Source organism: Oceanobacillus iheyensis HTE831, assembly GCF_000011245.1.
GTDB lineage: Bacteria > Bacillota > Bacilli > Bacillales > Amphibacillaceae > Oceanobacillus > Oceanobacillus iheyensis.
Genome location: NC_004193.1, coordinates 1,480,377 through 1,499,015 on the forward strand (window position 1 = coordinate 1,480,377; position 18,639 = coordinate 1,499,015).

Sequence of the window (18,639 nt, forward strand, 5' to 3'; positions counted from 1 at the left end):
ATGAGTCATCATGATCATTCCATTGACCCGAAGAATCTAACACAAGACCCTTCAAAAGCAACGATGGAAGGAAAGCATAAGTTTCTTGGTTTGTGGATATTCTTAGGTGGAGAGACCGTCTTATTTGCTTGTTTATTCGGAACTTATCTTGCATTAAAAGACTCTACTGCTGGTGGTCCATCAACGCATGATTTATATGGTCTAGAGTTGGTCTTTTTAATGACAGTATTACTATTAACAAGCTCCTTAACAAGTGTATATGCTATATACCATATGAAAAATAACGACTTTAAGAAGATGCAATTATGGATGGGTATTACAGCGGCTTTAGGTCTTGCTTTCTTAGGATTTGAGATTTATGAGTTTGCCCACTATATTCATGATTATGGATTTACATTCCGTTCTTCTGCATTTGGATCCGCGTTTTACGCGCTTGTCGGATTTCACGGAGGCCACGTAGTATTCGGTTTGTCTTGGATTATTACATTAATGGTCCGAAATGCAAAACGAGGATTGAATCTGTATAATGCACCTAAATATAATACATTTGCATTATACTGGCACTTTATAGACGTTGTTTGGGTATTTATTTTTACAGTTGTTTATTTAATGGGGATGGTGAGTTAATTTATGACGGATAATATGAGTACCAGAAAAATTAATTCGTTCCAAAAAGCTAAAAATAAAGAAGAAATGAAAAAACAAATTGTTACGTTTGCTTTGATGATTTTCTTTACCTTAATTGCTTTTTTTGCAGTAATGTTGGAAATCGACAAGATGTTTGTAATTCCACTACTTCTCATATTGGCAGTGGTACAAATAGCATTTCAATTCTTTTATTTTATGCATATGAAAGATAAGGGACATGAAGTTCCATCACAAATTATTTACGGTGGAATATTTGTTACAATGTTAGTTATACTAACTTTCACCGTAATAACTTGGTGGTAATATACTTTAAAAAGGTCGGGGATGAAGCTATTTCCCGACCTTTTTATGTTTAATATGCCTTTAGATATTGGTACGATAAACCAAAGAAGAGAAGGGGATATAATCCCCTCTGGATAACGTAGTAGATTTCTGAAGAGGTTCTTCAAAATCCATTCATTCAGATATAACTTCTGCATAAATACTTTTGTCCCAACCGAACGGCATTAATTTGTTTTAAAATCGTCACATGCAGTGGAAGAAATATATTATAAATTAAGTTATAATGAAAAAAGTGGTACATACATAAATGGAGTGATATCATATGTGGTTAGATATTCAGATTTTTGGTTTTCGTGCACTGTGGAGTCCATACTTTTTAATATTTGTTATATTACTTGGTACTGCTTATTATCTCATTACAGGTCCATTGCGAAGGGAATTTGGAGACAATGATAAACCAACTGCAAAACAACAATCTATGTTTTATATCGCATTATTGTTACTGTATTTTGTAAAAGGTGCTCCTATTGACTTGCTTTCACATATAACCTTAACTGCTCATATGATCCAGATGGCTATTTATTTACTTGTCTTTCCGATGCTTATGATTAAAGGTATTCCTGCGTGGATTTGGGAAAAGTTGATGGCTACACCATTTGTTGGGGCTGTTTTGAAGTTTCTAACAAAGCCATTAATTTCACTATTATTATTTAACGGGTTATTTTCCATATATCACATTCCAGCAGTTTTTAACTTTGCAAAGTCAGCTCCTATGATACATACAGGTATTTCAATTGTTTTATTAATTGCGGCTTTTATCGTCTGGATACCGTTATTAGCCCCAATTAAAGAATTGGACAAGCTTCAGCCATTGCTGAAAATTGGTTATATTTTTGCTAATAGTGTTTTGATTACCCCAGCATGCGTATTGATAATTTTTGCATCTGAACCACTTTATGCAACGTACTCGCAAGGGGGAGCATGGTTACAAGCATTAAGTCTATGCGTACCACAAGATGTTTTACAAGGTCTAGCTCCTCAATTGTCAGGACCAGAAACTTTTATTTCATTAAGTACAGTATATGACCAGCAATTAGGTGGTATTATTATGAAAATTATGCAAGAAATTACGTATGGTATTTTATTAGGATCGATTATATTTTCATGGTTTAAAGGGGAGAGTAATACCATTGATCCTTTGCCATCATCGTCTAAAACGTAACAAATACTTATTTTATTATTGGAGGATCTAAGAGATGCCGTTATTACCAACGATTAGTACATTTTTTATTATAGTTAGTGCTGTTCTAGTTGCAATAGGTTGGATACTTATTGTTAAAGGAAAAGCTAGTGCACACAAAAAAGTAATGTTAGCCGCAGCAATAAGTGCTTTAATATTTTTTATCATATATGTATCAAGAACCGTCTTCATTGGCAACACAAGTTTTGGAGGGCCAGATGAAGTAAAAACATATTTTACTATTTTTCTTGTTTTTCACATAATATTAGCAACAACTGGAGCTGTGTTTGGGATAGTTACTTTAATCTTAGCTTTAAAGCGGAATATAAAAAAACACCAAAAGATTGGTCCAGTTACAAGTATTATATGGTTCTTTACTGCTATTACAGGAGTAATGGTGTATATATTCCTATACGTGATGTATGATCCAGGACAAACTACAAGTATGATAAAAGCTATATTTGGATTTTAATAAATAGAAAATATTGGTTCTAAGTCAAATGTTGGGGTGAGCAATTAGCTCACTCCTATTTATATTAAACCACTTTCTTTTTATATTGATGATGTAATAGTATTCTTGCTCGAAAGCGATCGAATCGCCTAAATCCAAATGCATTTCGTTTTATAACCTTTGTTTGATTGTTGATTCCTTCGATATAACCATTATGTAAATCAAAGGCAAAACTATTCATAATTTCTTTTTGCCAATTATGAAAGGTTTCTTTTGCTTTTAGGAATTCCGGCAGCCCTGCATTTTGCACAAGTTCATAAAACTGATAGAGATACTTTTTAGTATTTTTTAAAGCAGTAGGGCCGTTGGCCTTGGCTAGTTGAAACCAGACAATATACGCTTCTTTTAACTCATGGGCGCGTTTTAAATCTGGTGACATGTGTAAATAGCGATCTAAATACCATTGTTGCTTTTTCGTTAACTTCGATTGCTTTTTATAAAACACATGTCGCATACGTTTACACTTCTTCCGATCATAATCATGAAACTCTCTCTGTACACGAATTCTCACTCTTTCTAAAGCCCAATATATATATCGTGTAAAATGAAAACGATCGGCGATAACAATGGGGTGCCCTAATGCCTTATCAACAGCTGCTTTAAAGGATGGACTCATGTCCATGACTACAAATTCTACCTTCTCACCATGCATCCTTAGATAATCCACTAATGTATCTTTTTTACGATCTTTTAAAATCTCTAAAGGTTTTCTATTAATCGGATCAGCTATAACCGTTTGATACTTCTCGTTCCCTGCATCCCCTTTATACTCATCAATCGCTATCACTTTAGGCAATGCTTGTGTTTCCTTCATCTTCGATGCAGTAATCTCATCAAATCGACGCATAATGGTAGTTGGCGATGTATGAAAACGTGTCGCCACGTCTCGAAAGCTTTTTCCATGAACAAGCTCTAATGACAATACTTGATTAAACTCAATGGATTGTCTTTTATAACGTTTGACTAAAGGGTTTCTTTCAAAAAATCGCTTTCCGCAGAAAACGCATTTATATCTTCTCTTTCGGTAAAAAATAATCGTTTGCCTTCCGAATATGCTAGGATGACGGACTTTCTGCGTACGATAATCATGTACCTTGTTTGTCCACTCTCCACACTGTGGACAACGATGAGAGGTTCTCTCTAACTCCCACCTAATGTAATAAATACCTTCTCGTACTTCTGTATCTAATATATTTCCTTCTTCCAACCCAGGTAATGTTATGTTAGAATTCAATTGCACGCATCTCCTTTTTGTTTGGTTTAGTGGTTTAAACAATGATAACAAAAATAGGAGATTGCGTGTTTTTTATTTTTCTTTTACCCCAACAAATATTATAGAGCCAAAATATTTAACTGCAATAAGAAACCGAGCTAATATTCATTTGGTACCCATTTGAATATTAGCTCGGTTTCTATTTGTTCATTTGCATTTTTAAGAATTTGCGTTTTTACTTATTTTTTGTAGTATTGAAGCTCATCAGAAACTTTTTTCAACAAGGTGTTCGCTCTTTCCACAATGGATTCTGGGAAGTCTTCACCATCGCCATACTCTACTCCATGAGGATAATAATGTTTTCCGACTAATGGAGGTAGAAGTGTGACTACTGCACTTCTTTTATCAACATCGCCCTCTTTAGAGTGAGCCATAATACGAATGTAATATGTAACATTCTTTTCATTCGAACCAATTTTGTAATCATACGTTGCGCGCTCATAGTCCCACTGACCAGCACGAATAAATGCATGTTTTGCGGTAATATGGTCCAAAGATTGAATATCTATGACCGTATTTTCGATACCAGTGTTTTCTAGTTTCATCTAATTTTCACCTCATATATTAGTTCTACTTTTTCAAGCATAATACGAAAACGCTTCAGATGCAACGAAAAACCGATAGACGTATGAAAAATAAAGGTATACTATTATAAATAATAGGGTAAAGAGAATATATAGTAAATTTTAACATAGAATGTAGTAATTGTTTATAGATGGGAGAATCAGTTATGAGAGTGATTCGTGGATTTTTAGCTATTACTATTTTAGCATTAGTCATTTTTGTTGTAATAGAACAAATTGATAACTCTCCAGAAGAAGTGATTACAGATGTGACCAATGTTGTAAAGGAAGGTAGTCATGTTCTCCAATCAAAAGTACAACCAGAAGAATCCCCATCCGTTGAATTGGAAGGAGATATTTATCAATGGATAGGAGAATCGGAACAAAAACTCAAAGAAAATTTGGGTGATCCGAATCGTGTTGACAAAAGTGCCTATGGCTATGAATGGCTAGTGTATAATAGCTCAGAAAGTCAATATATTCAATTTGGTGTTGAGGAAGGAAAAATCATCTCAGTTTATGCTACAGGAGATAATTTAGAAATAGCTCCTGTACAATCTGGTGCTTCATATGAGGCAGTGAACGATACGTTTAATTTTAGTGATGAAATTAGTTATAATGATGGGTTATCTTCATACACATTTCGATTAACGGAAGATGACAAGAAGAAGAGACCTTTAGTACAAGTTGACGATTCTGTGTTTGTGCAATTTTATTTTGATACTGTTACTTCATCTTTGTCTTCAGTTCGAATACTTACAGCTAATACTTTATTATTACATCGTCCATATGAAATAGAGTATCGAGGTAATCTACCAGAACAACCTGAATTAACAGAAGAGCAATGGAATACTGTACAAACAGGCATGGAGCAGCAAGTGTTTGATATATCAAATGTTATTCGGCATGTACATGAAAAAAGTCACTTAGAATGGGATGAAAAGGTAAGTAAAGTTGCATACGATCATAGTAAAGATATGTATGAAAATAATTATTTTTCTCATTTTAGCTTAAATGGAGATGGATTGAAAGAAAGGTTAGAAGCTGGTGAAGTACTCTATGCATCTGCGGGTGAAAATATCGCTGCACAATATCCAGATGCACCATCAGCAATGGAAGGGTGGCTAAATAGCGAGGGGCATCGTGAAGCTTTACTTAGTGAAGACTATAATCATTTAGGTGTAGGCGTCTATCGCTTTTACTATACACAAAACTTCTTAGGGAAAGCTTTGTAAGAATGGGATTAACTAAACGAATGAATTCTTGAAATTACTTGTGAACTTTTTAAATAATGTTTTGAAATCGAATGGTACTTTGGATGATATTTCCGAAATACTGTTCGATTTTTTTGTTCATTTAATTGATTACCTTTTGCGTGTAAAAATAGACACATATAAGTAAATTAGGCATAGGTTATAGTATGAAAGAATGGTTGAGTGAGGTGATCAGAATGAGCAATCTCGATCCAAGTGTACAAGAGTTTAAAGAGTTTGTTAATAAACGTCCAAAGATTATAAAAGAAATTAGAAAGAGTGGTCGTTCTTGGCAAGAGTACTATGAAAAATGGGCTTTGTTAGGGGAGGATGATCCTTATTGGAACGACTTTATAGAATCATCTACGAAGAGTCAGACGCAGAACGAATCTAATGATAATGAATATGAAAATCAAGACAAGAATGATAATGAAGAAAACGATTTAGTTAGTCAATTAATGAAATATAGTCAAAAAATTGATGTAGATAAGTTACAAGGACAAATTGATCAATTAAGTAAAGCAGTCGGTAGTGTTCAAGAGATGGTAGCACAATTCAAAAGTACGGGTCCCAAAAAAAGTCCCAAAGATCCTTTCCACTGGATTAAAGACTAGAGGTGATAAAAAATGGATCCATCTGTACAAAAGTATTTAAAAGAGAACCCTAAATTAGCAGAGTTTATTCGATATAATCCAATGTGGTATCGGTATTTAATGAGAGATCCAGAAAATATAGATAAAATGAAAAAAGAAGCAAAAAAATTTTATGGAAAAACATTTCCACAGCAAGTAAACACGATAAGTGGACAAATTCAAATGGCTCGGATGTTAGCTGAGATGGCAAAAGCGATGAAGGATTAAAAGTCATTCTATTTTCATTCCATTAATAAAATGGTAGTATTGAAAGTGGAGGTGTAATGAATGATAGCTACGATGGAGTATGTCAATATTTTGGATGAATCCGAGAAATTAGGAAAGATGATTTTACAATCGGATATCATGCAGGATTATCAAACTACTCGTTCCACCATGGAAACGGATGATGAGGCACAGAAGTTGATCAGAGAATTCTCTGCGATGAAAGAGCATTACGATGATGTGCAGCGTTTTGGAAGATATCATCCCGATTACTATGACATCATGAAAAAAGTACGATCAACAAAAAGGGAAATGGATATGAATGATAAAGTAGCTGCATTCAAAATTGCAGAAAGAAATCTGCAAAAACTTCTAGATGAAATAAGTAGTTTTGTTGCAAATAGTGTCAGCGAACAAGTGAAAGCTCCAAGAGAAGGTGCAGCACTGTCAGATAGTGGCTGTGGCTGTGGGAGCGGTGGAGCTTGTGGCTGTGCCTCCTAGACATATACGGATGGAAGAGAGCTTTTTTAGAAGAGCTCTCCTCTGTCCATACATATAACTATTCAAAGGGGACAGATGAATGAGAGTAAACAGACAAGGAATCATTGTCTGGTTTCAGCATATGAAAAACATAAAACAATTAAGAAAACACGGCAATGTTATTTATGCTTCTAAAACAAAGCGCTATGCTGTGATTTATGTGAATCAGGACGAAATGGATGATGTAGAATTAAAAATAATAAATTACCCTTTTGTATCTAAAGTGGAACGATCTCAAAAACCATTTGTCCGAACGGATTATGAAAATGCGAAACCAGATAAAGCAAAACAATATGATTATAAAATGGGAATATAGTGAACTTGAACGCTATACGAATAAGCTATGTATTTTTCAAAAGAAAAAAATGTTCTAAAGTATTAAAAAGCGCAAATATGCGTTTAGAAATTGTGTGTTTCCTGTAAGGCGGGGGAGACTGTGACTAAAGTTAATACCCAAAGGATATGAAATAGATGAATTTGTTCTAAACCCGCCTTAGAAATATACTTCGCTTCTCTAAGATATAGAGGAGTATCCATATACTTCACATCCTAGGCTCTCGCCTAACCTACCTCATACACATATCTTCGCTACTCTTGTTCTAATTATCAATCTTCTTTTGACTATAACGTATTTGTTATGTCCTTTTTCTTAAAAATATAAACGATTTCGTGTGCCAAAGTTAACTATTACTGAAGAGGGAAGTGTGACTAGTCTCATAAATCATATTTTGCAAGTAGGATAATATTAGATAATTAGTAATGTGTAACCGAACGATCACAATTCTGAATTTTCCGTATTTTATACATGGAAATAAAAAACCTGCAGAGATAACTCTGCAGGGTCCCTTTGTTTTCCATATGAAAAACAAAAAGGCAAAGGGAGAGGAGAAACCGGAGGAAGAACTTATGGGGAAGTGTAAGTCTTCTTCCGTTTTACATCAACCAAACGATGTTTAGTTGAATCATTATGATATTATGGACATCGAAACAAATAATATACATTACTTATGAAAATGATTTTATTATTAATGTTATTTATGGTAGGATTATGTCGGATAGTGCGAACTAGTGAGGTGAAAGCATGCGAGTAATTGCGGGAATACATAAAGGGAGACAATTAAAACCAGTACCTGGACATCATACGAGACCGACAACTGACAAAGTCAAAGAAGCTATCTTTCAAGTAATCGGCCCTTTTTTTTCTGATGGGATAGTATTGGACTTATTTGCTGGAAGTGGCGGGCTAGGGATAGAAGCGTTAAGTCGAGGAATGAATCAAGCTATTTTTGTTGATAAACAGCAAAAAGCCATCCATACTATTAGAGAAAATTTAAAGCAATTAAAGCTTGATGATAAAGCAGAGGTTTTTAGAACAGATGCTTTTCGAGCAATTAAAGCAGCTGCAAAAAGGGAATTGAGATTTAATCTTGTTTTACTAGATCCACCATATGGCAAGGTTGATTATCTGGAACTATTGAATGAACTTGTAGAAAATCGACTATTGGCGGATAATGCTATCGTTTATTGTGAACACGAAGCTTCTGAAGATCTTCCGCATGAATATGGTCCATTCCAAGCAATAAAACAAGAAAACTATGGCGGCCTAATTAATATCACTATTTATCAAGTTAATCATGAAGGAGCGTAACTATGGGAAAGTTAGCAATATGTCCAGGAAGTTTTGATCCGATTACGAATGGACATCTAGATATTATACAAAGAGGAGCAAATGTATTTGAGGAAGTGATTGTAACCGTTTTTAATAATCAGTCAAAGTCTCCTTTATTTTCAGTTACAGAACGGATTGAATTATTAGAGGATTCAATTAAGCATATTCCGAATGTTTCAGTTGATTCATCTAGTCGCTTATTAATGGACTATGCTAGAGAGAAGAAAGCACATGCAGTTATTCGGGGATTAAGAGCAGTAAGCGATTTTGAATATGAAATGCAAATTACTTCTATGAACAGAAAATTAAATGAAGATATTGAAACCTTGTTTATGATGACTAACAATCAATATTCTTTTTTAAGTTCGAGTATGGTTAAAGAAATAGCTAAATATGATGGAAATATAAGTGGTTTAGTACCAGAACCAGTAGAAAAAGCATTAAAAGCAAAATTTAATTATTTATAAAAATGAATGAGGATGGGCATATCAAAAGTTCTAGTTAAAAGGCGAATGAAAGCTAGAATAAGTGTAAGAAATATACGGAGACTCCTTCAATTTTCTGCGTGTGATGCGATGCTGTCGAAGTCTTCCTTATTCTATAGGAGCAGGGCCTAGGCGAGACCCCATGTATTAACATTCGGAAACTCACCAGCCACCTTAGGATAAGCGCAGTATATTTCTGAAGCGGGTTTACATAGGCCAATCATTTGGATTTGTCTTTTGCGTGATTACTTTTGTGCCCACCTCATTTTATTTGTCTTTTTCTGTGGAACAAAATACATGTCGCAATAATTATACTTAAGATTGTAAGCATTGGACCATAATCTTTCATCCAGTAAAAGATAGACATCCAAATCGAACTATTTGGATCCAACTGGGAAACAGGAACTTCGTTCAAATTGATAGTTTTACGATCAAGATATAATGGTTTATACAGCAAGAGTGTCAAGATAACAGCAATGCTTCCATGTAATAGTCGTGCAAAAAAATAAGGAGAGAAACGAATATCCGTTTTAGCAAGTATACTAGCTACTTGTGCATGAATAGATAGACCATTAAACCCTAAAATAAAACTAATAATCACTGCTTTTTGTAATAGTGTGTCTGTAGTAACTTGAGATATCATATTTGCACCTAATGTAATTTCAAATAATCCTGATATAAATGGCAGACTAAGGTCAGCAGGTAAATGAAATATTTCAAGTATAGATTGAAAAATAACTGCCACTGCTGGAGTTACATGAACTAAAAATAAAAGTTTAATTAGTACAGAAAATAAGATGATAAATCCGCCAACCATAACTAGCGTCTTTATGGAGTTAATAACAGCATCTCCTAAAATTTCACCGAAAGGTTTCTCCTCTTTTAAACGATCTCGATGCATTTCTTGAAAAGCTTTTTTTATTGAAAATCTTTTGGAATCTTGTTTTCGAAATCGTTCTTGCCGTTTACCGTGAAATCTCATACAGATACCAACAATAGCATTACTCGTATAATGACAGACGGCTAATAAAAGACCTAGCTTTAGATCATGAAAAAAACCAGCTGATATTGCACCAAAGATGAATAACGGACTAGAATTATTCGTAAATGAGACTAGCCTTTCTGCTTCCAATTTGCTTAATTGATTTTCTTCACGTAATCTAGCTGTTATCTTAGCTCCTGTTGGATACCCGCTCGCCATCCCCATCATCCATCCGAAACTACCTGCTCCCGGTACATTAAACAAAGGGCGCATGATAGGCTCGAATATAACTCCGATAAATTTTACAACTCCAAATGCTAATAATAATTCTGCAGTAATAAAAAAGGGTAGTAATGAAGGAAATACAACTTCCCACCACATATTTAAGCCTCTAATTGCTGCTTCAAGCGCCTGATCAGGAAAAGCAATTAATGATAGAGTAAGTAAGAGAGTGAGTCCGGCATATACAAGAGTTTTCATTCTTTGATCCAATCGAATTTCCCCCTAATGAGTGCTAGCTCTGTACAACTTATAATCTAAGTAGTAGAATTATGCTAGCTTGTCCTATTGAAACGAGGATGAGCTAGATAAAGTACCTTAATACAATATACGCGGTGACATAGGTGAAATATTCCATTCATATAATAGGATGGTGTATAAAGTGAACTAAAAAGGAGATGAAGCACTAGAATGCGGTTGTCCAAAAAGAATATTGCCATATGTATTGTTTTATTTTTAGGGATTTACTTAGTTGGTACATATAAAATGCCTTATTATATACAAAAACCAGGCGGAGCAGATGCATTAAATCCAATCGTAGAGGTTGAAGATGGTTATGAAAGTGCAGGGGATATGCATCTGGTAACCGTAAGCGGGATGCAAGCAACACCTTTATTTTATATATTTGCCAAAATTATGCCGCATCAAGAAATATTACCAATTGATCAGGTATTTCCAGAGGGAATGTCTCAAGATGATTATATGAACGCTCAGTTGCAGGTTATGGAAAGTTCTCAAGAAGCGGCTACTGTAGTTGCATATGAGGCTGCTGGGGAGACAATAGATATTTCTTATGAAGGCGTGTATGTTGTTTCCGTTGTTGAAGGTATGCCTGCAGAAGAAGTATTACAAGCTGGAGACCGAATTATTGGCATTGATGGAAAAGATATAAAGGAATCTCAAGACTTAATTGATTATATTGATTCTTTATCCGCTGGAGATACTGTGACGGTTGAGGTTATAAGAAACGATGAAAACCTTTCAAAGAAAATTCAGCTAGAACAGTTTTCTGATAACGATGAAAAAATAGGATTAGGTATAAGTTTAGTGACAGACCGCAATGTAACTGTAGATCCAAAAATTAATTTTTCTAGTGGAAACATTGGAGGACCAAGTGCGGGTTTAATGTTCTCATTAGAAATTTATGATCAGTTAACGGAAGAGGATATTACTAAAGGTAAACAAATTGGCGGAACAGGTGAGGTAGATTACGATGGTAATATCTATCGAATCGGAGGAATTGATAAGAAAGTAGTGGCCTCTGATAAAGAAGGGGTAGATGTTTTCTTTGCCCCAAATGAAAATGGTTCAGAAGAATCTAATTATCAAGTTGCGGTTAAAACTGCAGAAGAAATCGGTTCAGATATGGAAATTGTCCCGGTGAATACATTTGAAGATGCGCTGGAATATCTTGAAAAAATGAATTAAAATGCATAAACACATAGTACGCTAGACTACTTGTAAATGTATCTTTAAAAATTTGATACGATAAATTTCTAAGAAGGAACAAAAGGTTGATAAATATTTATGATGAACTCCCCTGAAGGAAACAGTTTAAAAATTAAAATCTGTTTACCTTATGGGGGAGTTTTTTAATTGTTATAGTATATTTCATAATTTACAAGATCATAAAATAAGATGGTTTGTAATGTAAAATAATGTCATTCTGATTAGTTATGATTGAATTTTAATAACGACTCATGATTAGAGTAGCAGAGTTTGAAGATACAATAGAAAACGGTTCTTCTTTTTTGTCAGCTGAGCAAAATAAGAAGAACCGTTAGTCTGAAATGAAAATTAAACGGTGTACGTTTGGATTTTACACAAAAATATCATATGATGAAGTTGATTTAATTAAATGATTATTGGGCCCTGTAATTCTTGTTTGAACATCTTTCTTTGTAATTTTGCAGGAATTATACTGTAATATGCTTTTGTTGCTCGTTCTTCAATTGCTAACATAGAATGAGTTGTATTAGCAATACTAGTAATGATTGGTACATCAAAATTCTTTTTATGGTAATTAAGATATTGTTGTCCTTGTTTATTCATACCGAGTATACGAATATAAGATGGCGATTCATCAACATAATTTTCATCTTTCTTGGTATTTGTAAGAATGTGTATAAAAATACGTTGTATTCTTGTCCATGTGTATCGCTTCGTTTTAATTTTATGCATCCAATCTACAAATGATAAAGCATCACTTGCTGTTTGTTGAATTCGATATTCTAAACCTTCAACTACTCCCTGGATATTCTGTAATTCTTTTATACTCATAGTTAAAACGCGATAGCGGAGAAGGGGAAAGTACTGTTCAAAATCATGCCAAATTGCAGTTTTGTCTTTATAGGATTGCAGTTGGTGTAAAGTCTCTATTGGAATAGCGTTATGTACATCGTCATCCATGGAATCGGACTGAAGAATTTGCTTCCGGATGCTCGTCGCACTAGCAATACTGCCATTTATTGATTCATCATGGAAATCATTATTTTTTCTCTGGATTGTTAATGGTTTAATAGTTGGGGCATATTCTTGGATAGCTTTAACATAACTAAATCCTAATATATTATTTGGTTTAGATAAGTCTAAGTTTCCTTCGGTGAGCCCTAAAGTTTCATAAACAGCAGTTGCAGCATCAGGAAATGATAGCCCATCAGATAAATTGTCCTTTAACAAATTATCGAATGCCTCACTACTATTTTTAATTGTTTTATAAGCTTGAAAAAAAGGATCCATACTGCCTGATTCGCTACCAAAACAGACACTAGACACACCGAATTTATTTAATGTCTGAATAGCTCCGTTTGCAAATCGATCGCTATTTTGTACGGCAAAAGTATACGGCAATTCTATAACAATATCAGCTCCTCCGTGAAGAGCAGCTTTTGTGCGGTGAAACTTATCTATAATTGCGGGTTCTCCACGCTGAAGAAAATTACCGCTCATTATTGCAATAATACACGTAGAATTAGAGACATTTCTCGCTTGGTTAATGTGATATTGATGTCCATTGTGAAATGGGTTATATTCGACAATTAATCCACATGAGTCCATGATTTCACTCCTATTGTAATTAGTTAATATGATTGTAGCAAATTTATCTATGTTTCACATCATATACTAGAGGTTAAACTTAAGTATTACGGGAAACATAACTGTAAAGAAAATATATTGACAAAAGTCCGTTTTTCTTTTAAAATAACTCTTGTTGCCTAGAGGTGATTTATATGAAATTGACAGTCAGTCAAATTAGAAAAGGTTCTGTTCATCAACCATATTCGTTTGATGAACATGTAGATGTGAAAGAACTGGAATCAATGAATAATGATATTCGACGCATTGATCCTGTTCGGGTTTATGGGCGTGTTGATGTGCAAGGAGATCAATTCTTTGTAACATTTACCATTGAAGGTGAGATGACCCTTCCTTGTGCTCGTACTTTATTAGATGTCCCATATCCTTTTCAGATTAATACAAATGAAGTATTTTCTGATTCTGTATACTATGGAAGAGAAGAAGAGCTAGAAGAAATTCATCCAATAGATGGAGAAGTGCTTGACTTAATGCCATATATCAAGGAAAATATATTATTGGAAATTCCTTTCCGAGTATTTTCTGATCAGCTAGATTCTGAAGAGGCGGCACCGTCTTCTGGTGAAGGATGGGAATTAATTTCAGAGGAAAAGGAAGAGAAGTCTATTGATCCACGGATGAAGAAACTTGAATCTCTCCTTAAAAATAATCAGAAAGAAAAATAAGAATAGCTATTCAAGTTTTACTTTCAATTGAAGGAGGTGTAAGTCATGGCAGTACCTAAAAGAAGAACTTCCAAAAAAGTAAAGAACCAACGTCGTACGCATAAAAAACTACACGTACCTGGCATGGTAGAATGCTCCAATTGTGGAGAATTAACAAAACCACACCGTGTTTGCAAATCATGTGGACACTATGACGGGAAAGAAGTAGTAAACGGCTAATAGTGAACAAACAACAGATCACGATACGTGATCTGTTTTATTTTTTTCTAAGAAAACGATTCTAGCACCCCTACTTTTTGCATACATTGATAGCAAACATATTAGGAGGGGTGTTATGAACGAAACGAGACAAGATGCATGGACTGAGGATGAAGATAAAATATTGGCAGATACCGTTTTGAAGTTTATACGAGAGGGCCAAACACAACTTGAGGCTTTTAAGGAAGTGGCACATACATTATCACGTACATCTGCTGCCTGTGGTTTCCGCTGGAATGCAACGATTCGTAAACAGTATCACCATGCTATACAAAACGCTAAAGAGCAACGAAAAAACGGATTTAAAAAACAAACCATCTTCGCTACTACTAGCCCAGGAGATTTCCCTCAATCACATACAATAAACACAGCGATAAAAATATTGGAAAGAATGCGTACAGAATATCCTCAAGAAAAGCATAAAGAACACGAGAAGCAATTAGAACGAGTGATTAAAGAAAATGAACAACTCAAGTCTAAGTTAGCAAAATATGATAAGGCATGGGAAGAAGTGAATTCTGCATGGCTTCAGGTGAAGAATTGAATTTTATAAGAATATACTTACAAAAAAAGACATGAAGTTTTAACTCTTCATGTCCTTTTCTTTTACTCCTTCTGGTAACCATATTAATGGGTTTTCCCCTAAATCTCTTTCCATTTCATAATGAGCTTTGATAAATCCCATTTTTTCCCAAAAACCATGAGAATTAATACGAGGATTTGTTTTAATTGGTAATTCAAAACTCTTAGCAAAGTTCACTAAAACTTCTCCATACCCTTTGTTTTGATAATCAGGAAGAACTTCTAACTTCCACAATGTTAGGTAGTCTTGGGAAGGTTCAAAATAATAATCGTATTGTTTGCTTACCTCATATAAACTCATTCTAGCTATCAAATTATTCCCAAAATAGATACCATAAAATGGAGATTTACTGTCGTTCTCGATAATATTATTTTCTAAGTCTTCCATCATTGTCAGTTCTTGATTACCATATTCACGAAACCGCTTAAATTTCTCCAAAGTCTTATAATTTATCAGGAGATTTTCCACTTTAACATTTTCCATTCTGTTCACCCCTACTATTAAAAACAAGTAAATAATTATTAGAAAGATAACGCTTCCTATAAATTCAATTATAATACAAAAAAGATTATTTTGAAATTATTACAACTTTTGATGTTCAGAAAAAGGTGTAAGATATATAATGAAATAAGGAAAAGGTAGTAATATGAAGGTTTTTAAAATGATCTTGCCAGAATAAAAAAGGGGGGGATGTGGTTATGGGTGACATCTTCATTTATATTATTGCTTCAGCAATTAGTTTCCCGTTTTTTGTGACCTTAAGTATATATTGGATAGCGAAATGGGCGAGGTCAAGTAATTGGAAGGCAATTCATTTAGCTGTTCATTGGTCTACTTTATTTTATATTATTGCAGTAGGTATTATTTTAAATATTTTATTGCAACAATCATTTATTGGTTTGATTCTATTGTTCTTCTTAATCTTTTTAACAATTATTATAATATATCAAAGGAGAACACAAACGGATGTTGAACTATTTAAAGCGATAAAAATAGTTTGGCGCGGAGCATTCTTATTATTTTTTACAATGTATTTTCTTTTAGGGTTCATCTTTGTAGTGAATGGTGTATGGAGTAGATAGCATTTTTATCATTGTATAAACAGATTAGTTTGATTAACGACTATTTTTATGTACAATACTGATTGTACATAATTCGTAGAAGGAGAAATAGATTTATTATGAAGACTACTCCACTCTCTATACAAACAACAAATAAATTAGTAACAAACTATAAAAACAATGACGCGTCTGTGATGAAATATTTTGATTATAGTTCTATTCATTATGAACAAGAACGGTTAGCGTATTTGAATAATCGAACATATAAACGACAAGATTTTGTTAAAGCAGTTCATAAATTACATAAAAAATGGGGTGCTCCTGAAGCATCAATGGAAAAACTGAATAAACTAGTGGATGAACAAGCCGTTGCAGTAGTTGGAGGTCAACAGGCTGGTTTATTATCAGGACCTTTATATTCTATTCATAAAGTAATATCTGTGATTCAATTAGCGAAGGAACAAGAAAAAAAATTAGGAATTCCTGTAGTTCCTATATTTTGGATTGCTGGAGAAGATCATGATTTTGATGAAATTAACCATACTTATGTTCCGACTACAGATATGAAAATGAAAAAAGTGAAACTACAGAATAAATCGATTGATGCAGGGAGAAAATCAGTAACAGATTTAGAATTTGAGAAAGATAAACTTCGTGAATGGGTTGAAGATGTTTTTCTTTCGCTAAAGGAAACGGACTATACACAAGACATACATTCGCTAGTACAAACCGTATTATCCGAATCTGATTCTTATAGTGAATTCTTTGCTAAATTTATTTTTCAATTGTTCCCAGACCAAGGTATTGTCTTGCTGGATTCACATGCCTCTGAAATCCGAGAGATTGAAACAGACTTTTTCCTAGAGATGATTGAACATCAACAAGGAATTAGCTCCGCAGTGAAAAGCACTATAGATGAGTTGAAAGCAGAAGAGTATTCAATATCTTTAGATGCACTTGATGGGGACGCTCATTTATTTTATCACGATGAGCAATTAGGTAGAGTCTTATTACAGGTTGATCCGGATGGTATGTGGGTAGATAAACAACATAATATGAGGTTTACTGTAGAAGAGCTTCGATCTATTGCAATAAATAGTCCGCATCTCTTAAGTAACAATGTCATTACGCGACCAATGATGCAAGAGAAGTTAATACCTACGTTAGCTTTTGTTGGGGGACCTGGTGAAATAGCGTACTGGTCAGCATTAAAGGATTCATTCCATCTTTTAGAATTAAAAATGCCGCCTATTGTGCCACGAATCTCTTTTACGTATATCGATCGTTATACGAGTAGGCTTTTAGATAAATATAATCTAAACGTATCTGAAATAATAAGTACTGGAGTTAATGACCATAAGCGACGGTTCTTAGATGAGAAAAATAATGATAACATTGACGAAGTAGTGGAAGAGGTAAAGGCACAAATTAGTGATATTCACAAGCCTTTAAGAGATATATCTGCCTCGATGGGTGATGATATAAAAGCTTTAAGCGAGAGTAATTTATCCTATATATTGAATGATGTTGAATTTTTAAGGAAACGTCTTAATAATGAAATTAGAAAAACATATGCTAAAGAAATAAGTGAATTTGATCGAATGGAAATGATCTTAAGACCGAATAATGGATTGCAGGAAAGAATTTGGAATCCGATATATATTATGAATTGTTGTGGGGTAGATGTTTTTACTGAAATGGTTAATAATCATACCTTTGTTCAGGAAGAACATTGGATTATCCATTTATAACTCCTCCACAATCCTCCACAACTAAATATTTAAGAAATAGAAGCTGTCTATATACTGATTAGACAGCTTTTTTATGTGTATTTTTATTTGGTGTTTTTAAGGCTAATGAAGAAATTTAATGATTTTTGATAAAAGTGGTGGAGGATAGTGGGGGAATGTGGTAATATAAAAAATATGAAAGTGGGGGCGACTATATGTTTATGGGTGAATTCCTTCATAGCATTGATACAAAGGGAAGAATAATTGTTCCCTCCAAGTTCCGTGATAATTTAGGAAGCAGCTTTGTAGTCACCCGTGGACTAGATAAATGTCTTTTCGCCTACCCAATGGATGAATGGAAGATTTTAGAAGAAAAGTTAAAGCAACTCCCACTTACAAAAAAAGACGCACGAGCTTTTACTCGATTTTTCTTCTCTGGTGCCATTGAATGCGAAGTGGATAAACAGGGGAGAATAAATATCCCAGCTAATCTTCGTAACTATGCTGGTCTTGAAAAAGATTGCAATGTTATTGGGGTATCTAATCGAGTGGAATTTTGGGCTAATGATGCCTGGGAAGATTATGTAACGGAGTCTGAAGATTCATTTGCAGAAATAGCGGAAAACTTAATGGACTTTGATATTTAAAATTTCCAGTACAAGAT

General features: G+C 34.1%; 23 protein-coding genes. 18 read left to right on the plus strand and 5 right to left on the minus strand.

Annotation, left to right across the window (positions count from 1 at the left end):
* The 4 genes from OB_RS07470 to OB_RS07485 all read left to right on the plus strand — a co-directional run bounded on the left by OB_RS07470 (position 1) and on the right by OB_RS07485 (position 2,642).
* A complete protein-coding gene (locus OB_RS07470; RefSeq protein ID WP_011065841.1) occupies positions 1–627 on the plus strand; it encodes a cytochrome (ubi)quinol oxidase subunit III in 627 nt (208 codons plus the stop codon).
* Between the two features lie 3 nt (positions 628–630).
* Complete coding sequence (gene ctaF, locus OB_RS07475; protein WP_011065842.1) at positions 631–951, plus strand: cytochrome c oxidase subunit IVB; 321 nt, start codon at positions 631–633, stop codon at positions 949–951.
* A gap of 301 nt (positions 952–1,252) precedes the next feature.
* Positions 1,253–2,152 carry a cytochrome c oxidase assembly factor CtaG gene (gene ctaG / locus OB_RS07480; RefSeq protein ID WP_011065843.1) on the plus strand — a complete coding sequence of 300 codons (900 nt, stop codon included), beginning with the start codon at positions 1,253–1,255 and terminating at the stop codon, positions 2,150–2,152.
* 34 nt (positions 2,153–2,186) lie between these two features.
* Positions 2,187–2,642 (plus strand): DUF420 domain-containing protein, encoded by a 456-nt coding sequence (locus OB_RS07485; protein WP_011065844.1) that lies wholly within the window; start codon positions 2,187–2,189, stop codon positions 2,640–2,642.
* Positions 2,643–2,706: 64 nt separating this feature from the next.
* Here OB_RS07485 and OB_RS07490 read toward each other — a convergent pair whose 3' ends face one another.
* Together OB_RS07490 and OB_RS07495 are read right to left on the minus strand one after the other, a co-directional pair.
* The gene (locus tag OB_RS07490) at positions 2,707–3,921 is read right to left on the minus strand and encodes an ISL3 family transposase (protein ID WP_081427489.1); all 1,215 of its coding nucleotides are present in this window, start codon (positions 3,919–3,921) and stop codon (positions 2,707–2,709) included.
* Between the two features lie 212 nt (positions 3,922–4,133).
* Positions 4,134–4,499: a YugN family protein gene (locus OB_RS07495; protein WP_011065845.1), complete on the minus strand. Its 366-nt coding sequence runs from the start codon at positions 4,497–4,499 to the stop codon at positions 4,134–4,136.
* A 185-nt stretch (positions 4,500–4,684) separates the two neighbouring features.
* Here OB_RS07495 and OB_RS07500 point away from each other — a divergent pair, with 185 nt between their 5' ends.
* The 7 genes from OB_RS07500 (at position 4,685) to coaD (ending at position 9,303) form a co-directional block, all read left to right on the plus strand.
* Positions 4,685–5,752, plus strand: a complete 1,068-nt coding sequence (locus OB_RS07500; protein ID WP_011065846.1) for a CAP domain-containing protein — start codon at positions 4,685–4,687, stop codon at positions 5,750–5,752.
* 185 nt (positions 5,753–5,937) lie between these two features.
* The gene (locus OB_RS07505; RefSeq protein ID WP_231847005.1) at positions 5,938–6,384 is read left to right on the plus strand and encodes a YlbD family protein; all 447 of its coding nucleotides are present in this window, start codon (positions 5,938–5,940) and stop codon (positions 6,382–6,384) included.
* Between the two features lie 12 nt (positions 6,385–6,396).
* Positions 6,397–6,630 carry a YlbE-like family protein gene (locus tag OB_RS07510; protein ID WP_011065848.1) on the plus strand — a complete coding sequence of 78 codons (234 nt, stop codon included), beginning with the start codon at positions 6,397–6,399 and terminating at the stop codon, positions 6,628–6,630.
* A gap of 60 nt (positions 6,631–6,690) precedes the next feature.
* On the plus strand, positions 6,691–7,128 hold the full coding sequence (locus OB_RS07515; protein ID WP_011065849.1) for a YlbF family regulator: 438 nt from the start codon (positions 6,691–6,693) through the stop codon (positions 7,126–7,128).
* 79 nt (positions 7,129–7,207) lie between these two features.
* Entirely contained in the window at positions 7,208–7,483 is a 276-nt protein-coding gene (locus tag OB_RS07520) for a YlbG family protein (protein WP_011065850.1), read from the plus strand.
* Positions 7,484–8,248: 765 nt separating this feature from the next.
* Positions 8,249–8,815: a 16S rRNA (guanine(966)-N(2))-methyltransferase RsmD gene (rsmD, locus tag OB_RS07530; protein WP_011065851.1), complete on the plus strand. Its 567-nt coding sequence runs from the start codon at positions 8,249–8,251 to the stop codon at positions 8,813–8,815.
* Positions 8,816–8,817: 2 nt separating this feature from the next.
* Positions 8,818–9,303, plus strand: coding sequence for a pantetheine-phosphate adenylyltransferase (gene coaD / locus OB_RS07535; RefSeq protein ID WP_011065852.1), 486 nt, complete (start codon positions 8,818–8,820; stop codon positions 9,301–9,303).
* Between the two features lie 280 nt (positions 9,304–9,583).
* Here coaD and ylbJ read toward each other — a convergent pair whose 3' ends face one another.
* Complete coding sequence (gene ylbJ, locus OB_RS07540) at positions 9,584–10,795, minus strand: sporulation integral membrane protein YlbJ (RefSeq protein WP_011065853.1); 1,212 nt, start codon at positions 10,793–10,795, stop codon at positions 9,584–9,586.
* A 198-nt stretch (positions 10,796–10,993) separates the two neighbouring features.
* On the opposite strand from ylbJ, the gene OB_RS07545 reads away from it, so the two are divergent.
* Entirely contained in the window at positions 10,994–12,010 is a 1,017-nt protein-coding gene (locus OB_RS07545) for a SepM family pheromone-processing serine protease (protein ID WP_011065854.1), read from the plus strand.
* 426 nt (positions 12,011–12,436) lie between these two features.
* On the opposite strand, the gene OB_RS07550 is transcribed toward OB_RS07545, so the two are convergent.
* Entirely contained in the window at positions 12,437–13,639 is a 1,203-nt protein-coding gene (locus OB_RS07550) for a nucleotidyltransferase (RefSeq protein WP_011065855.1), read from the minus strand.
* A 173-nt stretch (positions 13,640–13,812) separates the two neighbouring features.
* On the opposite strand from OB_RS07550, the gene OB_RS07555 reads away from it, so the two are divergent.
* From OB_RS07555 to OB_RS07565, 3 genes are all read left to right on the plus strand, one after another.
* Positions 13,813–14,343, plus strand: a complete 531-nt coding sequence (locus tag OB_RS07555; protein ID WP_011065856.1) for a YceD family protein — start codon at positions 13,813–13,815, stop codon at positions 14,341–14,343.
* A gap of 45 nt (positions 14,344–14,388) precedes the next feature.
* On the plus strand, positions 14,389–14,562 hold the full coding sequence (gene rpmF, locus OB_RS07560; RefSeq protein ID WP_011065857.1) for a 50S ribosomal protein L32: 174 nt from the start codon (positions 14,389–14,391) through the stop codon (positions 14,560–14,562).
* 115 nt (positions 14,563–14,677) lie between these two features.
* Positions 14,678–15,145 carry an RsfA family transcriptional regulator gene (locus tag OB_RS07565; protein ID WP_011065858.1) on the plus strand — a complete coding sequence of 156 codons (468 nt, stop codon included), beginning with the start codon at positions 14,678–14,680 and terminating at the stop codon, positions 15,143–15,145.
* Positions 15,146–15,184: 39 nt separating this feature from the next.
* Here OB_RS07565 and OB_RS07570 read toward each other — a convergent pair whose 3' ends face one another.
* The gene (locus OB_RS07570; RefSeq protein ID WP_011065859.1) at positions 15,185–15,667 is read right to left on the minus strand and encodes an N-acetyltransferase; all 483 of its coding nucleotides are present in this window, start codon (positions 15,665–15,667) and stop codon (positions 15,185–15,187) included.
* A 215-nt stretch (positions 15,668–15,882) separates the two neighbouring features.
* Between OB_RS07570 and OB_RS07575 the strand changes: the two genes are divergently transcribed.
* From OB_RS07575 to mraZ, 3 genes are all read left to right on the plus strand, one after another.
* Complete coding sequence (locus OB_RS07575; RefSeq protein ID WP_011065860.1) at positions 15,883–16,266, plus strand: DUF3397 domain-containing protein; 384 nt, start codon at positions 15,883–15,885, stop codon at positions 16,264–16,266.
* A 98-nt stretch (positions 16,267–16,364) separates the two neighbouring features.
* Positions 16,365–17,996 carry a bacillithiol biosynthesis cysteine-adding enzyme BshC gene (gene bshC, locus OB_RS07580; protein WP_011065861.1) on the plus strand — a complete coding sequence of 544 codons (1,632 nt, stop codon included), beginning with the start codon at positions 16,365–16,367 and terminating at the stop codon, positions 17,994–17,996.
* A gap of 194 nt (positions 17,997–18,190) precedes the next feature.
* Positions 18,191–18,622, plus strand: a complete 432-nt coding sequence (gene mraZ / locus OB_RS07585) for a division/cell wall cluster transcriptional repressor MraZ (RefSeq protein WP_011065862.1) — start codon at positions 18,191–18,193, stop codon at positions 18,620–18,622.
* Positions 18,623–18,639 lie beyond the last annotated feature (17 nt).

Bases quoted from the DNA above. Each gene is read 5' to 3' on its own strand.
- OB_RS07470 (WP_011065841.1), top strand. From the start codon at position 1: ATGAGTCATCATGATCATTCCATTGACCCGAAGAATCTAACACAAGAC.
- ctaF (WP_011065842.1), top strand. From the start codon at position 631: ATGACGGATAATATGAGTACCAGAAAAATTAATTCGTTCCAAAAAGCT.
- ctaG (WP_011065843.1), top strand. From the start codon at position 1,253: ATGTGGTTAGATATTCAGATTTTTGGTTTTCGTGCACTGTGGAGTCCA.
- OB_RS07485 (WP_011065844.1), top strand. From the start codon at position 2,187: ATGCCGTTATTACCAACGATTAGTACATTTTTTATTATAGTTAGTGCT.
- OB_RS07495 (WP_011065845.1), bottom strand. From the start codon at position 4,499: ATGAAACTAGAAAACACTGGTATCGAAAATACGGTCATAGATATTCAA.
- OB_RS07500 (WP_011065846.1), top strand. From the start codon at position 4,685: ATGAGAGTGATTCGTGGATTTTTAGCTATTACTATTTTAGCATTAGTC.
- OB_RS07505 (WP_231847005.1), top strand. From the start codon at position 5,938: ATGAAAGAATGGTTGAGTGAGGTGATCAGAATGAGCAATCTCGATCCA.
- OB_RS07510 (WP_011065848.1), top strand. From the start codon at position 6,397: ATGGATCCATCTGTACAAAAGTATTTAAAAGAGAACCCTAAATTAGCA.
- OB_RS07515 (WP_011065849.1), top strand. From the start codon at position 6,691: ATGATAGCTACGATGGAGTATGTCAATATTTTGGATGAATCCGAGAAA.
- OB_RS07520 (WP_011065850.1), top strand. From the start codon at position 7,208: ATGAGAGTAAACAGACAAGGAATCATTGTCTGGTTTCAGCATATGAAA.
- rsmD (WP_011065851.1), top strand. From the start codon at position 8,249: ATGCGAGTAATTGCGGGAATACATAAAGGGAGACAATTAAAACCAGTA.
- coaD (WP_011065852.1), top strand. From the start codon at position 8,818: ATGGGAAAGTTAGCAATATGTCCAGGAAGTTTTGATCCGATTACGAAT.
- OB_RS07545 (WP_011065854.1), top strand. From the start codon at position 10,994: ATGCGGTTGTCCAAAAAGAATATTGCCATATGTATTGTTTTATTTTTA.
- OB_RS07550 (WP_011065855.1), bottom strand. From the start codon at position 13,639: ATGGACTCATGTGGATTAATTGTCGAATATAACCCATTTCACAATGGA.
- OB_RS07555 (WP_011065856.1), top strand. From the start codon at position 13,813: ATGAAATTGACAGTCAGTCAAATTAGAAAAGGTTCTGTTCATCAACCA.
- rpmF (WP_011065857.1), top strand. From the start codon at position 14,389: ATGGCAGTACCTAAAAGAAGAACTTCCAAAAAAGTAAAGAACCAACGT.
- OB_RS07565 (WP_011065858.1), top strand. From the start codon at position 14,678: ATGAACGAAACGAGACAAGATGCATGGACTGAGGATGAAGATAAAATA.
- OB_RS07570 (WP_011065859.1), bottom strand. From the start codon at position 15,667: ATGGAAAATGTTAAAGTGGAAAATCTCCTGATAAATTATAAGACTTTG.
- OB_RS07575 (WP_011065860.1), top strand. From the start codon at position 15,883: ATGGGTGACATCTTCATTTATATTATTGCTTCAGCAATTAGTTTCCCG.
- bshC (WP_011065861.1), top strand. From the start codon at position 16,365: ATGAAGACTACTCCACTCTCTATACAAACAACAAATAAATTAGTAACA.
- mraZ (WP_011065862.1), top strand. From the start codon at position 18,191: ATGTTTATGGGTGAATTCCTTCATAGCATTGATACAAAGGGAAGAATA.